This window comes from Rhodobacteraceae bacterium LMO-JJ12 (assembly GCA_021555075.1).
Lineage (GTDB): Bacteria > Pseudomonadota > Alphaproteobacteria > Rhodobacterales > Rhodobacteraceae > JAKGBX01.
This window is the reverse complement of sequence record JAKGBX010000002.1, coordinates 852,302-867,498: the sequence shown is the minus strand read 5'-3', so window position 1 is coordinate 867,498 and position 15,197 is coordinate 852,302. Positions and strand designations below refer to the sequence as shown.

At 57.2% G+C, this 15,197-nt stretch carries 9 protein-coding genes; 2 read left to right on the top strand and 7 right to left on the bottom strand.

Going from position 1 to position 15,197, the window contains the following annotated elements:
• The 5 genes from LZG00_16210 to LZG00_16190 form a co-directional block, all read right to left on the bottom strand.
• A partial coding sequence (locus LZG00_16210; protein MCF3595536.1) for a GTP-binding protein occupies window positions 1-302 on the bottom strand: 302 nt, incomplete at its 3' end.
• An 87-nt stretch (window positions 303-389) separates the two neighbouring features.
• Window positions 390-2,507, bottom strand: a complete 2,118-nt coding sequence (gene fusA, locus LZG00_16205; protein MCF3595535.1) for an elongation factor G — start codon at window positions 2,505-2,507, stop codon at window positions 390-392.
• Between the two features lie 21 nt (window positions 2,508-2,528).
• Entirely contained in the window at window positions 2,529-2,999 is a 471-nt protein-coding gene (gene rpsG, locus LZG00_16200) for a 30S ribosomal protein S7 (GenBank protein ID MCF3595534.1), read from the bottom strand.
• Between the two features lie 63 nt (window positions 3,000-3,062).
• Window positions 3,063-3,434, bottom strand: a complete 372-nt coding sequence (rpsL, locus tag LZG00_16195; protein MCF3595533.1) for a 30S ribosomal protein S12 — start codon at window positions 3,432-3,434, stop codon at window positions 3,063-3,065.
• 333 nt (window positions 3,435-3,767) lie between these two features.
• Entirely contained in the window at window positions 3,768-4,661 is an 894-nt protein-coding gene (locus LZG00_16190; protein MCF3595532.1) for a DMT family transporter, read from the bottom strand.
• A gap of 184 nt (window positions 4,662-4,845) precedes the next feature.
• On the opposite strand from LZG00_16190, the gene LZG00_16185 reads away from it, so the two are divergent.
• Both LZG00_16185 and LZG00_16180 read left to right on the top strand, forming a co-directional pair.
• Entirely contained in the window at window positions 4,846-5,901 is a 1,056-nt protein-coding gene (locus LZG00_16185; GenBank protein MCF3595531.1) for an NAD-dependent epimerase/dehydratase family protein, read from the top strand.
• A 111-nt stretch (window positions 5,902-6,012) separates the two neighbouring features.
• Window positions 6,013-6,528 (top strand): hypothetical protein, encoded by a 516-nt coding sequence (locus tag LZG00_16180; GenBank protein MCF3595530.1) that lies wholly within the window; start codon window positions 6,013-6,015, stop codon window positions 6,526-6,528.
• Window positions 6,529-6,661: 133 nt separating this feature from the next.
• On the opposite strand, the gene rpoC is transcribed toward LZG00_16180, so the two are convergent.
• Together rpoC and rpoB are read right to left on the bottom strand one after the other, a co-directional pair.
• Window positions 6,662-10,909: a DNA-directed RNA polymerase subunit beta' gene (gene rpoC, locus LZG00_16175; GenBank protein ID MCF3595529.1), complete on the bottom strand. Its 4,248-nt coding sequence runs from the start codon at window positions 10,907-10,909 to the stop codon at window positions 6,662-6,664.
• Window positions 10,910-10,964: 55 nt separating this feature from the next.
• Window positions 10,965-15,104 (bottom strand): DNA-directed RNA polymerase subunit beta, encoded by a 4,140-nt coding sequence (rpoB, locus tag LZG00_16170; GenBank protein ID MCF3595528.1) that lies wholly within the window; start codon window positions 15,102-15,104, stop codon window positions 10,965-10,967.
• Between the last annotated feature and the right edge of the window lie 93 nt (window positions 15,105-15,197).

Below are 15,197 nucleotides of genomic sequence, written 5' to 3'. Positions count from 1 at the left end.
ACAACCAGGATCGCGCCGTCCATCTGCGCCGCACCGGTGATCATGTTCTTCACATAGTCAGCGTGGCCGGGGCAATCGACGTGCGCATAGTGGCGGTTCTCGGTCTCGTATTCCACGTGTGCGGTCGAGATCGTGATGCCGCGTGCCTTTTCTTCGGGCGCGCCGTCGATCTGGTCATAGGCTTTGAAATCGCCAAAATACTTGGTGATCGCCGCCGTCAGCGTTGTCTTGCCGTGGTCAACGTGACCAACAGTCCCGATGTTCACGTGCGGTTTGTTACGTTCAAACTTTGCCTTTGCCATGATGCTGGCTCCTTCTTGTCTGGTCGTTTGGTGGGCGGATCACCCACCCTTTGTTTCTGGAGAGGGTGGGCAATTTGCCCACCGCTTCTATGCGTATTTGGACTGGATCTCGTCGCTGATATTCTGCGGCACCGGCTCGTAGTGGTCGAACTGCATGGTGAAGTTCGCCCGGCCCGAAGACATCGAACGCAACGTGTTGATATAGCCGAACATGTTGGCCAACGGAACGAACACATCAATCGCGATGGCATTGCCGCGTTGTTCCTGACCCGTCACTTGACCACGACGCGATGTCAGGTCGCCAATGATGCCGCCGGTGTATTCTTCCGGCGTAATCACTTCGACTTTCATGATCGGTTCCAGCAGCTTGGCGCCGGCCTTTTTCATGCCTTCACGCATCCCCATACGGGCTGCGATTTCAAAGGCAAGAACCGAGGAGTCAACGTCGTGGTATTTGCCTTCGATCAGCGCCACTTTGAAGTCGATCACCGGGAAGCCAGCCAGCGGACCTGAATCCATGACCGATTTGATGCCTTTTTCAACACCCGGGATATATTCCTTGGGCACCGAGCCACCAACCACGCGGGATTCGAACGAATACCCTTCGCCCGGCTCTGTTGGCGTGATGATCATCTTGACCTCGGCGAACTGACCCGAACCACCCGACTGTTTCTTGTGGGTGTAAACGATTTCAGCTTCACGGCTGACCGTCTCACGATACGCCACCTGCGGCGCGCCGATGTTGGCTTCAACCTTGAATTCGCGCTTGAGACGATCCACCAGAATGTCGAGGTGAAGTTCGCCCATGCCCTTCATGATCGTCTGACCGCTTTCTATATCGGTTTCGACGCGGAACGACGGATCTTCGGCAGCCAAACGGGCCAGACCCTGGCTCATCTTCTCTTGGTCAGCCTTGGTTTTCGGCTCAACCGCGATCTCGATGACCGGATCGGGGAAGGTCATGGTTTCCAGAACCACCGGGTCGTTGACGGCGCAGAGCGTGTCACCCGTTGTGGTGTCTTTCAGACCGGCCAACGCAATGATGTCACCCGCAAACGCTTCGGTGATTTCCTCGCGGTTGATCGAGTGCATCATCATCATCCGGCCAACGCGCTCTTTCTTGCCCTTGGTCGAATTCAAGAGCGTATCGCCCTTGTTCAGAACACCGGAATAGATGCGCGTGAAGGTCAGCGAACCGACAAATGGGTCGTTCATGATTTTGAATGCCAACGCCGAGAACGCCATATTATCATCCGCGCGACGCGGGATATTACGGGTTTCCGTCTCATCACCGGGTTTGAAGCCCATGTAATCGACAACGTCCATCGGGCTGGGCAGATAGTCGACCACAGCATTCAGGAGCGGCTGAACACCTTTGTTCTTAAAGGCAGAGCCGCCCAGGACCGGCACGAAATGCAGCGCCAGAGTGCCCTTGCGCAGCAGTTTGCGCAGAGTGGCGATATCGGGCTCTTCGCCTTCAAGATAGGCTTCCATCGCATCGTCGTCTTCTTCGACGGCCGCTTCGATCATCTTGCCGCGCCACTCATCGGCCATGTCTTTCAGCTCATCACGGATCGGCGCTTTGACCCAGCTTGCGCCCAGATCATCACCCTGCCAAAGCCACTCTTCCATGGTCACCAGATCAACCAGGCCTTCCAGCTCGGTCTCGGCACCGATCGGAATACCAACCGGAACCGCGCGGGCGCCGGTGCGGTCTTCGATCATGCGCACGCAGTTAAAGAAATCCGCACCGATCTTGTCCATCTTGTTGACGAACACAAGACGCGGAACCTTGTAACGATCAGCCTGACGCCACACGGTTTCGGTCTGCGGCTCAACACCGGCGTTGGCGTCAAGAACAGCAACAGCACCATCAAGAACCGCCAGCGAACGCTCAACCTCAATCGTGAAGTCAACGTGGCCGGGCGTATCGATGATGTTCATCCGGTGCTTTTCGGAATCCGGCGTCACGCCGTCTTCTGTACGTTCCCAGAAGGTGGTGGTCGCAGCCGACGTGATGGTGATACCACGCTCCTGCTCCTGCTCCATCCAATCCATGGTGGAGGCGCCTTCATGGGTTTCGCCCATGACGTGGTTTTTACCGGTATAAAACAGGATCCGTTCGCTACAGGTTGTTTTACCTGCATCGATATGGGCCATGATGCCGAAGTTACGGTAGCGTTCGAGCGGATAGTCGCGTGCCATGGGTCAGATGCCTCTAAAGTATTACCAGCGGTAATGGCTGAACGCTTTGTTCGCGTCGGCCATCTTGTGAGTGTCTTCGCGCTTTTTCACCGCGGAGCCACGCGATTGAACAGCATCCATAAGTTCGCCGGCAAGGCGTTCCTGCATGGTGTGTTCGTTGCGTGCCCGGCTGGCGTTGATCAGCCAGCGGATCGCCAGCGCCTGACGACGCTCGGGGCGCACTTCAACGGGCACCTGATAGGTGGCACCACCAACACGGCGCGAGCGAACCTCGACGCTGGGCTGGATGTTTTCAAGCGCTTCGTGGAAAACTTCCAGCGGGGCGCGTTTGATCTTGTCTTCGACACGATCCAGCGCGCCATAGACGATCTTCTCGGCGGCCGATTTCTTGCCGTCGAGCATAAGGTTGTTCATGAATTTGGTCAGAACCCGATCGCCGTATTTGGCGTCGGGAAGCACTTCGCGTTTTTCTGCGGCGTGGCGACGGGACATCTCGTATTCCTCTTGTTCCTCTGCGGGCGAGGCCCCGAACCATGTCCGGGACGCCCGAAAAACTTACTTCGGACGCTTGGCGCCGTATTTCGAACGACGTTGTTTACGATCCTTGACGCCTTGCGTATCGAGAACGCCGCGCAGGATGTGGTAACGAACGCCGGGAAGGTCTTTTACGCGACCGCCACGGATCAGGACAACAGAGTGCTCCTGAAGGTTGTGGCTTTCACCGCCGATATAGGAAATCACCTCAAAACCATTGGTCAGGCGCACTTTTGCAACCTTCCGCATGGCCGAGTTCGGCTTCTTCGGCGTTGTGGTATAGACGCGTGTGCAAACACCACGTTTTTGCGGGTTGCCCTCAAGATGGAGGGACTTTGAGCGTTTAACTTTGGGCTGACGCGGCTTGCGGATCAGCTGCTGGATCGTTGGCATTGGGCTTCTTTCCCCGTTTCTCAACACATGTGTTTGCATGGGTGTCCCCATGCTCGTTTCCAAAATCTCGCGCGCATCGTGCGTCCACAACACGCAAAAACCGCTATCGTTCCCATTCCGAGGTGAACGACGCGGTGGGTTTCCAGAGGATCGGAGCAGCATTAGCCCGGATCGTGTCCACTACAGGTCTGCTATCGGCGATGGGGTTTCCCCCTTACCGGATGGGGCGCGTATAGGGGGAGTCGCAGACCTTGTCAACACAGGCAGGCGCAGCGATTTCGTCTTGGCGCAACAAGGGTCCAGACGATGACAAAACGCCAGGCGTGACGCCGCTCAGACGGCGCGGCGCAACAGTAATCTCCGCTTGGCCCGAGCGTCCCGGTAGAGCGTATAGATCCCCATGCTCACCACGATCCCGGCCCCGACAAGCGTCAGCATGCCCGGCCAGTCGCCGAACACGAAATAGCCCAACAGCAACGCCCAGATCAAACCGGTATAGCGGAATGGTGCCACAAAGCTGATCTCGCCCACCCGCATCACCATAATCGAACAAACATACCCGCCGATGATCATCACAGATGCGGCCAGGACATAAAACATCTGGTGCGTTTCCAATGCCACCCATTCGTCGCTCAGGCTGGAGACCCCGAAAAACACCATCACCCCCGCCGAGGATAGCAGCGTGACCAACATCGACGGAGTCTCAGGCGACAGGCGCCGCGTTGCCAGATCGCGGACGGTGACAAACCCCACGGCAACAAGCCCATAGACCGAAAAGATCGTGAAATCCGACGCCCCCGGCCGCACGATCAGCATGACTCCGGCGAATCCCACAAGGATCGCCCCCAACCGGCGCCAGCCCACCGGCTCGCGCAAGAACACGGCTGCGGCTAGGGTGATGGTCAGCGGCAACGATTGTAAAATCGCCGTGACATTGGCGAGGGGCATGTTGAACAGCGCGGTGAGAAAAAAATACGCCGATGCCGCCTCGGCCAGCACACGCAGGGCCACCAGCCACGCGTCACGACGCGGGATTCGCCAACGCATTGGCCCCATGAGACGGATCATCACATAGATCAACACAGTGGTCAGAACCCCGCGCAGAAACAACACCTGGTTCAGCGGTACCTGCCCGGCCAGAAGCTTGATGAACGTATCGTTGAGCGTGAACGAAAACATCGACGCCATCATCAAAAGCGCGCCTTTGAAATTGTCACGCCTGTCCATGGGTCCGGCCTTCCGAAATTACACGTCGCTAAAAGAACACCGGATATAGCGGAAAGGGAAGCCATCACGTTGCAGGGCAGTTGGCGCGGATTGCAAGTCTCTTGGCACAAACCGCAATTGCGCTCTGCGCCCTGCATGCTTACCTCAGACACATCGCAGGGATTTGACCCGAAAGGAGAGCCGGATGTTTGAAATCGACACCACGTCCCCGGTGCTTGTCACTGGCGCCAGCGGCTACGTCGCGGGCTGGATCGTCAAGCATCTGCTTGATGCCGGAGTGACCGTGCACGGCGCGGTGCGTGACCCCGAAAGCCCCAAGGTAGCACCCTTGAAAGCCATGGCCCAAGCTGCCCCCGGCACGCTGCACCTCTTTGCTGCCGATCTGCTCGAAGATGGCTCTTACGCTGCGGCGATGGCAGGGTGCAGCACCGTGTTTCACACCGCGTCGCCGTTCAAAACCAATGTGAAGGATCCGCAGAAAGAGCTGATCGACCCTGCCCTTCTCGGCACAGGCAACGTCTTGAACGAGGCAACCCGCACCCCCTCTGTAAAGCGAGTGGTACTGACCAGCTCCTGCGCGGCGATCTATACAGATGCACGTGACACGGTGCAGACGCCGAACGGACGGATCGACGAAACCGTCTGGAACCAGACCGCCTCGCTTGATTACCAGCCCTACAGCTATTCCAAGACAGTGGCCGAGCGCGAGGCATGGAAGGTAGCCGAGGCACAATCACAATGGGATCTGGTGGTGATAAACCCGTCGCTGGTGATGGGGCCGGCGGCACATGGCCTGCCCAGTTCGGAAAGCTTCAACATCATGCGGCAGGTCGGCAACGGCACGTTCAGGATGGGCGCACCGCGGCTTGGGTTCGGTATGGTCGACGTGCGCGATCTCGCGCATGCGCATCTCGCGGCGGCCTATCTGCCCGCGGCTTCGGGGCGCAACATCGTCTCGGCGCATGAAACCCACCTGCTCGAACTGACGCTCTGCCTGCAAGAACGCTTTGGCAAGGATTACCCCCTGCCCCGCCGCGCCCTGCCGAAATGGCTGTTGTGGCTCGTCGGGCCGAGCCAGGGGCTCTCGCGCAAGTTCGTGTCACGAAATGTGAACGTGCCTTGGCGCGCCGACAATTCCAAGGCCGTGCGCGCGTTGGGCCTCACCTATCGCCCGATGCAACAGACCATGGAAGACATGTTTGCCCAGATGGCCGAAGCCGGGGCATTTGCCAGAGGCTGAGAGCGGATTGGCGGTACAAGGCTGGCGTTGGCAGAAGGGCGATATTGATGCTATTCGTGCAACGGGAGCAGTTGTGACCCAAGCTTTGGGTGGCCAAAAGCAGTGACATTCTTGAAGTCTGCGTTGTTCGGTATAGTTGCTTACGGTTTCACTTCCGTTCTGTTGTTCGGAGGGCCGCTGCACGCAATAGCTCTGTTGATGTTTTGGCAAGAGCGGTTGGGATTGGCTTACTGGCCCGCGCTTATTCCCGTTGCCATACTGCTCGCGATTTTCGCAACCATGTTTGCACTGCGGCAGGGATTGCCGCGCGTCCTCCTTCCCGCCGTTTTCATATCAATTTCAATGGGCCTGGCCGCACTTCTGATCGGTGGTTACGCCGAAATTCAACGGGGTCGCATTGTCAAGAGGTTTGGACCGGACGTGGAAATTCAATCGTCCATTTTCGCCTCTTTCCGCAATGCACCGCGTGAATTTCAGTTTTTCCTGCATGGTGCAGCGCTAAAGAACTGTAAGCCCTTTGCGTGGAGTTATCGGCAAATTACGTTTTACGAACTGCCGCCCAATGTGGCCGTAAACGTGCTGCCAGCAACCTGGATCAAGGACTGTAAGATTCAACGGACCCGCTGAGTTTTCCCGGATCAAGAGCAATTCCCGTTTTGACAGGTTCGGACTCGAAGCTGACATTCCAACAAACCCCAGAACGAAAAACCCCCGCCAGTTTCCCGGCGGGGGTTCTTTGATTTTACTGAGCCGATAGTGCTTATTCTTCGCGGCTCTCGGGTGTTTCGACAAACCGGTCAAAGGCATCGCCACCAACAACATCATCGGCTACGGGCGCAGCAAGAGCGGCGGCCGCTTCGGCCTCCTCGCGGCGCGCTTCGATCACGACGTTGTCACGCTGCTGCGCGATGTGGCGCATGTCCATGGTCGCGCCCCCGGTGCCCGCCGGAATGAGACGGCCCACGATGACGTTTTCCTTGAGCCCGACAAGCTTGTCGCGCTTGCCCTGCACCGAGGCTTCGGTGAGCACACGCGTGGTCTCCTGGAACGACGCCGCCGAGATGAACGACCGTGTCTGCAAGCTCGCCTTGGTGATCCCCAGAAGGATCGGCTCGCCGGTGGCTGGCCGTCCGCCTTTGGATTCGGCCTTTTCGTTGGCCAGGTCGAATTCCTGCTTGTCGACATGTTCACCCTTCAACAGCGTGGTTTCACCACTGTCGAGGATCTCCCATTTCTGCAACATCTGGCGCACGATCACTTCGATATGCTTATCGTTGATCTTCACGCCTTGCAGACGATACACATCCTGCACCTCGTCGATCATGTAATCCGCCAGCGCTTCGACACCCATAATCGACAGGATGTCATGCGGCGCCGGGTTGCCGTCCATGATATAGTCGCCCTTCTGGACGAAATCGCCTTCCATGACAGGAATGTGCTTGCCCTTGGGCACCATGTATTCGACCGCCTCCAGGCTTTCATCCGAAGGCTCGATCGAAATGCGGCGCTTGTTCTTGTAGTCGCGTCCATAACGAACATAGCCATCGATCTCCGCGATGATCGCGTGATCTTTCGGACGGCGCGCCTCGAACAATTCGGCCACACGCGGCAGACCACCGGTGATGTCCTTGGTCTTGGCACCCTCACGCGGAATCCGCGCAACAATGTCGCCCGCCTTGATATCCTGCCCGTCTTCGATCGAGAGAATCGCGTCCACCGACATCGGATAGGTCAGCGGATTGCCCGCCTCGTTGCGCACCGGTTCACCATCTGCATCCTGAAGGATGATCTCAGGCTTGAGCTCGTTACCCTTGGGTGCAGTGCGCCAGTCGATCACGATCTTCTGGGTCATGCCGGTCGCATCATCGGTTTCGTCGCGCACGGCGAGACCAGAGACAAGATCGACATACTTCGCGGTACCGGCCTTTTCGGCAATGATCGGCAGGGTATAGGGGTCCCATTCGAACAACTTGTCACCGCGCGAAACCTTGTCGCCATCTTTGACGTGCAGCTTCGTGCCATAGCCGATCTTGTGGCTGGCCCGCTCTGCGCCCTCGTCGTCGATAATGGCAAGCTTCATGTTGCGCCCCACAACCAGCAATTCGCCGGCCGAGTTTTCCAGAAGCTGTGCGTTTTCGAACGCCACTGTGCCTGACTGGCTCGATTCAAGGAACGACTGCTGACCACCCTGGGCCACGCCGCCGATGTGGAACGTCCGCATCGTCAGCTGTGTGCCCGGCTCACCGATCGACTGTGCGGCAATGATGCCCACAGCTTCGCCGATATTGACCTTGGTGCCGCGCGCCAGATCGCGACCATAGCATGTCGCACAGACGCCGTCTTCGGCTTCACAGGTCAACGGGCTGCGAATACGGGTCGAAAGAACACCCGCCTCGTCGATCGCATCCGCCATCCGTTCATCAATCAACGAACCTTTCGGCGCCAGCAACTCGTCGGTGCCCGGCTTGAAGATATCATCAGCCGTCACACGGCCAAGGATACGTTCGGCCAGCGACGCGACCACTTCACCATCGTTCACAGCCGCCTGAGCGGTGATCGCAAGCTCGGTGCCGCAATCGTTCTGACGCACGATGCAGTCCTGCGCCACGTCAACAAGACGACGGGTCAGATAGCCCGAGTTGGCTGTTTTCAGAGCCGTGTCAGACAGACCTTTACGCGCGCCGTGGGTCGAGTTGAAGTATTCAAGAACGGTCAGACCTTCCTTGAAGTTCGAGATGATCGGCGTTTCGATGATGTCACCGTTCGGCTTGGCCATCAGGCCACGCATACCGCCCAGTTGTTTCATCTGGGTGACAGAACCACGCGCGCCCGAGTGCGCCATCATGTAGACCGAGTTCGGCTCGCTGACAGCACCATTCTCGTCGCGCTTGTCGGCCGAAATAGTGCCCATCATCGCTTCGGTGACTTTGTCGTTACACTTCGACCAGGCATCGACAACCTTGTTGTATTTTTCACCCTGAGTGATCAGGCCGTCCATATACTGTTGTTCGAAATCCTTCACCTGATCGCGGGTTTCATCGACAAGGCCCCATTTGTTGTCAGGGACGACCATGTCATCCTTGCCAAACGAAATGCCCGCCTTGAACGCTTCGCGGAAACCCATAGTCATGATCTGATCACAGAAGATGACCGATTCCTTCTGACCGCAATAGCGATAGACCGTATCAATGATCTGCTGCACTTCCTTCTTGCGCAGCAAACGGTTGACCAGATCAAACGGTGCCTTGGCATTCATCGGCAAGAGCGCGCCCAGCCGCATGCGGCCCGGCGTGGTTTCATAGCGTTTGAAGACCGTTTCGCCGGTGTCCGGGTCGACTTGCTCCATACGCCCGATAACCTTGGCGTGAAGATGCACGGCCCCGGAATCCAGCGCATATTGCACCTCGTCATTTGACGAGAATACCATGCCCTCACCAACCATACCTTCGCGCTCGATCGTGGTGTAATACAGCCCCAAGATCATATCCTGCGACGGAACGATGATCGGTGCGCCGTTGGCGGGCGACAGAACGTTGTTTGTCGACATCATCAACACGCGCGCTTCAAGCTGGGCTTCCAGCGAAAGCGGAACGTGAACAGCCATCTGGTCGCCGTCAAAGTCAGCGTTAAAGGCCGAACAAACCAACGGGTGAAGCTGAATAGCCTTACCTTCGATCAGGATCGGTTCAAACGCCTGAATGCCAAGACGGTGCAACGTCGGCGCCCGGTTCAGCATGACAGGATGTTCGCGGATAACTTCGTCGAGAATATCCCAGACTTCGGGGCGTTCTTTCTCAACCAGCTTCTTGGCCTGTTTGACCGTCGAGGACAGCCCCTTGGCTTCAAGACGCGAATAGATGAACGGCTTGAACAGTTCGAGCGCCATCTTCTTGGGCAACCCGCACTGGTGCAGCTTCAATTCCGGCCCGGTCACAATGACCGAGCGACCCGAGAAGTCGACCCGCTTACCCAAAAGGTTTTGACGGAAACGACCTTGCTTGCCTTTCAGCATATCGCTGAGCGATTTCAGCGGGCGCTTGTTGGCGCCGGTGATCACACGACCACGACGACCGTTGTCAAACAGAGCATCAACCGATTCCTGCAACATCCGCTTTTCGTTGCGCACGATGATATCGGGCGCGCGCAGCTCGATGAGCCGCTTGAGACGGTTGTTACGGTTGATCACCCGACGATAGAGATCGTTGAGATCCGACGTGGCAAACCGGCCACCATCCAGCGGCACCAGCGGGCGCAGCTCGGGCGGGATTACCGGGATCACGGTCAGAACCATCCATTCCGGGCGGTTGCCGGATTCGATAAAGCTCTCGACCACTTTCAGGCGTTTGATGATCTTCTTGGGCTTCAACTCGCCGGTTGCTTCCTTCAGCTCTTCGCGCAGGCGATCGGCTTCGGCATCCAGATCGATCTGGCTCAGCATTTCACGGATTGCTTCGGCGCCGATATTGGCGGTGAAAGCATCCAGGCCATAGTGGTCCTGCGCGTCCATGTATTCTTCTTCGGTCAACATCTGACCATAGGAGAGATCGGTCAGACCCGGTTCGATCACCACATAGTTTTCGAAATAGAGCACGCGTTCCAGATCGCGCAGCGTCATATCGAGCATGAGACCGATCCGCGAGGGAAGCGATTTCAGAAACCAGATGTGGGCAACGGGCGCGGCCAGTTCGATATGGCCCATACGCTCGCGGCGCACTTTTTGCAGCGTGACTTCAACACCGCATTTCTCGCAGACAACGCCGCGATATTTCATGCGCTTATATTTGCCGCACAAGCATTCATAGTCTTTGATCGGGCCAAAGATACGCGCACAGAACAGGCCATCACGCTCGGGCTTGAAGGTCCGATAGTTGATGGTTTCCGGCTTTTTGATCTCGCCATACGACCACGAGAGAATCCGCTCCGGGCTTGCCAGAGAAACGCGAATTTCGTCGAAAACCTTCGGCGGAGTGAGCGGGTTGAACGGGTTGTTTGTGAGTTCCTGGTTCATTTTGATGTCCTCAAATTGGTTGCGGAAGGGAGAAGGGGGTTAGGGGCCAAAGCCCTTAATCCTCTCCCTCCGCATCCAGGAGTTCCATGTTCAGGCCGAGGCCGCGGACTTCTTTCACGAGAACGTTGAAGCTCTCCGGCACACCGGCCTCGAAATTATCCTCGCCCTTGACGATGCTTTCATAGACTTTCGTCCGTCCGGCAACGTCATCCGACTTCACGGTCAGCATTTCCTGCAACGTATAAGCGGCGCCATAAGCTTCCAGAGCCCAGACTTCCATTTCCCCAAAGCGCTGACCACCGAACTGTGCCTTACCACCCAGCGGCTGCTGAGTAACGAGGCTGTATGGCCCGGTCGAGCGCGCGTGGATCTTGTCGTCCACAAGGTGGTGCAGCTTGAGCAGGTATTTCACACCCACAGTCACCTTGCGGGCAAACTGCTCACCGGTGCGACCATCAAACAGGATCGATTGACCCGAGGTGTCAAAACCAGCACGCGTCAGCGAGTCGTTCACATCGGCCTCTTTGGCGCCGTCAAACACCGGCGTTGCAATCGGCACACCGTTGACCACGTTGCCAGCAGCTTCGATCAGCGCGCCCTCGTCCATGCCCTTGATGCCTTCTTCGTAGACATCATCGCCATAGGCGTGCTTCATCGCGTCCCGCACCGGCGTGAGATCGCCCGAGCGGCGGAATTCACCCAACGCTTCGTCGATATCGATACCCAGACCGCGTGCGGCCCAGCCCATATGCGTTTCAAGGATCTGACCAACGTTCATCCGGCTGGGAACGCCCAGCGGGTTGAGGCAGAAATCGACCGGCGTGCCGTCTTCGAGGAACGGCATGTCCTCCATCGGCACCACTTTCGAAATCACACCCTTGTTGCCGTGACGTCCGGCCATCTTGTCGCCCGGTTGCAGCTTGCGCTTAACCGCCACGAACACTTTGACCATCTTCATCACGCCCGGAGGCAAATCGTCGCCACGGCGAACCTTCTCGACCTTGTCTTCAAAGCGGGCATCCAAAGCGCGTTTCTGCACTTCATACTGCTCATGCAGGGCTTCGACGATCTTGGCGTCATCCTCGTCTTTCAAGGCCAACTGCCACCACTGACCACGGGTCAGCGTTTCAAGCAGTTCGTCGTTGATTTCCGAGTTGGATTTCACACCTTTGGGGCCTTTTACAGCCACCTTGCCCATGATCATGTCTTTCAGACGGGCATAGATGTTGCGGTCCAGAATGGCCAACTCATCGTCGCGGTCACGTGCCAGACGTTCAACTTCTTCACGCTCGATCTGCAACGCACGTTCGTCTTTTTCAACGCCGTGGCGGTTGAACACGCGCACTTCCACAACCGTTCCGAAATCGCCCGGCTTCACACGCAACGAGGTGTCACGCACGTCACTGGCTTTCTCACCAAAGATGGCACGCAGAAGCTTTTCTTCCGGCGTCATCGGGCTTTCGCCCTTGGGTGTGATCTTGCCCACAAGGATATCGCCCGGCTCAACATCTGCGCCGATATAAACGATGCCCGCTTCGTCAAGGTTGCGCAGGGCTTCCTCGCCGACGTTGGGAATATCACGGGTGATCTCTTCTGGCCCAAGCTTGGTATCACGGGCGGCGACTTCAAATTCCTCGATGTGGATCGAGGTAAAGACGTCATCGCGCGAGATGCGCTCGGAAATCAGGATCGAGTCTTCATAGTTGTAGCCATTCCAAGGCATAAACGCGACGATCACGTTTTTACCCAAGGCCAGTTCGCCAATATCCGTCGACGGACCATCCGCGAGAACTTCACCCTTCATCACAGTGTCGCCCACCTTCACCAGCGGGCGCTGGTTGATACAGGTGTTCTGGTTGGAGCGTTGGAACTTGCGCATCCGGTAGATATCAACCCCGGCATCGCCAAGCGCGAGATCTTCGGTGGCGCGCACAACGATCCGCTGGGCATCGACCTGGTCGATGATCCCGGCACGTTTGGCCATGATCGCAGCACCCGAGTCGCGTGCCACAACTTCTTCGATCCCGGTGCCGACAAGCGGCGCCTCGGCCCGCAGAAGCGGAACCGCCTGACGTTGCATGTTCGACCCCATCAGGGCGCGGTTCGCATCGTCATTTTCAAGGAACGGAATAAGCGAAGCCGCAACCGATACCAACTGCTTGGGCGAAACGTCGATCAGGTTGACGTTTTCGCGCGGCGCCAGCGTGTATTCGCCCGATTGACGGGTCGATACCAGATCGTTTTCGAACTTGCCGCTCTCGTCGAGATGCGCGTTGGCCTGCGCCACAACATGGCGCATTTCCTCGGTTGCGGACATGTATTGCACTTCGTCCGTGACCTTGGCATCGACCACCTTGCGATAAGGCGTTTCGATAAAGCCATATTTGTTCACCCGGGCGAATGTCGCCAGCGAGTTGATCAGACCAATGTTCGGCCCTTCCGGCGTTTCAATCGGGCACATCCGACCATAGTGGGTCGGGTGCACGTCGCGCACCTCAAAACCCGCACGCTCACGGGTCAGACCACCCGGCCCAAGCGCCGAAAGGCGGCGTTTGTGGGTGACTTCCGAAAGCGGGTTGGTTTGGTCCATGAACTGCGACAGCTGCGACGAGCCGAAGAATTCACGCACCGCAGCAGCGGCCGGTTTGGCATTGATCAGATCCTGCGGCATCACCGTGTCGATTTCGACCGAAGACATCCGCTCCTTGATCGCACGTTCCATACGCAGCAGGCCAACGCGATACTGATTTTCCATCAGTTCACCAACCGAGCGCACCCGGCGGTTACCAAGGTGGTCAATATCGTCGATATCGCCCTTGCCATCACGCAACATCACAAGCGCCTTGATGCAGGCCACGATATCTTCGCGGTCCAGCGTGCGCTGTGTGTCAGGTTTGTCCAGCGCCAAACGCATGTTCATCTTGACCCGGCCAACCGCCGAAAGGTCATAGCGTTCGCCATCAAAGAACAATGTATCAAACAGAGCGCTTGCGGCATCGACCGTAGGCGGCTCACCCGGGCGCATCACACGATAGATATCCATGAGCGCGGTTTCGCGGTTCATGTTCTTGTCCATCGCCATGGTGTTGCGCATGTAGGGGCCGACATTGACGTTATCGATGTCCAGAACCGGAATCTCGGTGATACCCGCATCCACCAGCTCTTTCAGCGATCCGCCGGTGACATTGCCTTCTTTGTCATACTCAAGCGTCAACTCGTCGCCAGCTTCGACATAAATCGCGCCGGTTTCTTCGTTGATGATATCCTTGGAAACATATTTGCCCAAGATCTGCTCATAAGGCAGCAAAAGCTCGGTAACCTTGCCTTCGTCGATGATCTTCTTGACGGCGCGCGGAGTGACTTTCTTACCCGCTTCGGCAAGCACTTCGCCGGTCTTGGCATCGACAAGATCATAGGTCGGGCGGGTGCCGCGCACACGCTCGGGGAAGAACTTGGTGACCCAGCCGTTGTCTTTCTTACGCAGCTCATAAGTGACCGTGTCATAGTAAGCATCCATGATGCTTTCCTGGTCCATGCCCAGCGCATAGAGCAGCGTAGTCACAGGCAGCTTGCGGCGACGGTCGATGCGCGAGAACACGATATCCTTGGCATCGAATTCGAAATCGAGCCACGAGCCGCGATAAGGAATGATCCGGCAGGCAAAGAGAAGCTTGCCGCTGGCGTGGGTCTTGCCCTTGTCATGGTCAAAGAACACACCCGGCGAGCGGTGCATCTGGGAAACGATCACCCGCTCGGTGCCGTTGACCACAAAGGTGCCGTTGGGCGTCATCAGGGGCATATCGCCCATGAACACGTCTTGTTCCTTGATGTCCTTGACCGATTTGGCACCGGTGTCTTCGTCCACATCAAACACGATCAGACGCAGCTTGACCTTCAAAGGTGCCGCATAGGTCATGTCGCGCTGTTGGCATTCCTCAACGTCATATTTCGGCTCTTCAAGCTCGTAATCGACGAATTCCAGAACCGACGTTTCGTGAAAATCCTTGATCGGAAAAACCGACTGGAACACGCCCTTGATGCCCTCACCGTCTTGCGGAATCTCCTGATCGCCGGAATTCAGAAACAGATCATAGGAGCTTTTCTGCACCTCGATCAGGTTCGGCATCTCCAGAACTTCACGGATTTTGCCGTAATATTTACGCAGACGTTTCTGGCCAAGGAAGGATTGTGCCATGTGTCAAACACCTTTTCATGTTCTCGTGAGCCAAGCACACCGTCGGGCCCCGGTGCCTTGTCCCTAGAGACGGTCAGTTCGGATCAATTCATG

Coding starts and splice junctions, on each gene's coding strand:
- fusA (MCF3595535.1), bottom strand. CDS start 2,507: ATGGCACGCGACTATCCGCTCGAACGCTACCGTAACTTCGGCATCATG.
- rpsG (MCF3595534.1), bottom strand. CDS start 2,999: ATGTCCCGTCGCCACGCCGCAGAAAAACGCGAAGTGCTTCCCGACGCC.
- rpsL (MCF3595533.1), bottom strand. CDS start 3,434: ATGCCAACGATCCAGCAGCTGATCCGCAAGCCGCGTCAGCCCAAAGTT.
- LZG00_16190 (MCF3595532.1), bottom strand. CDS start 4,661: ATGGACAGGCGTGACAATTTCAAAGGCGCGCTTTTGATGATGGCGTCG.
- LZG00_16185 (MCF3595531.1), top strand. CDS start 4,846: ATGTTTGAAATCGACACCACGTCCCCGGTGCTTGTCACTGGCGCCAGC.
- rpoC (MCF3595529.1), bottom strand. CDS start 10,909: ATGAACCAGGAACTCACAAACAACCCGTTCAACCCGCTCACTCCGCCG.
- rpoB (MCF3595528.1), bottom strand. CDS start 15,104: ATGGCACAATCCTTCCTTGGCCAGAAACGTCTGCGTAAATATTACGGC.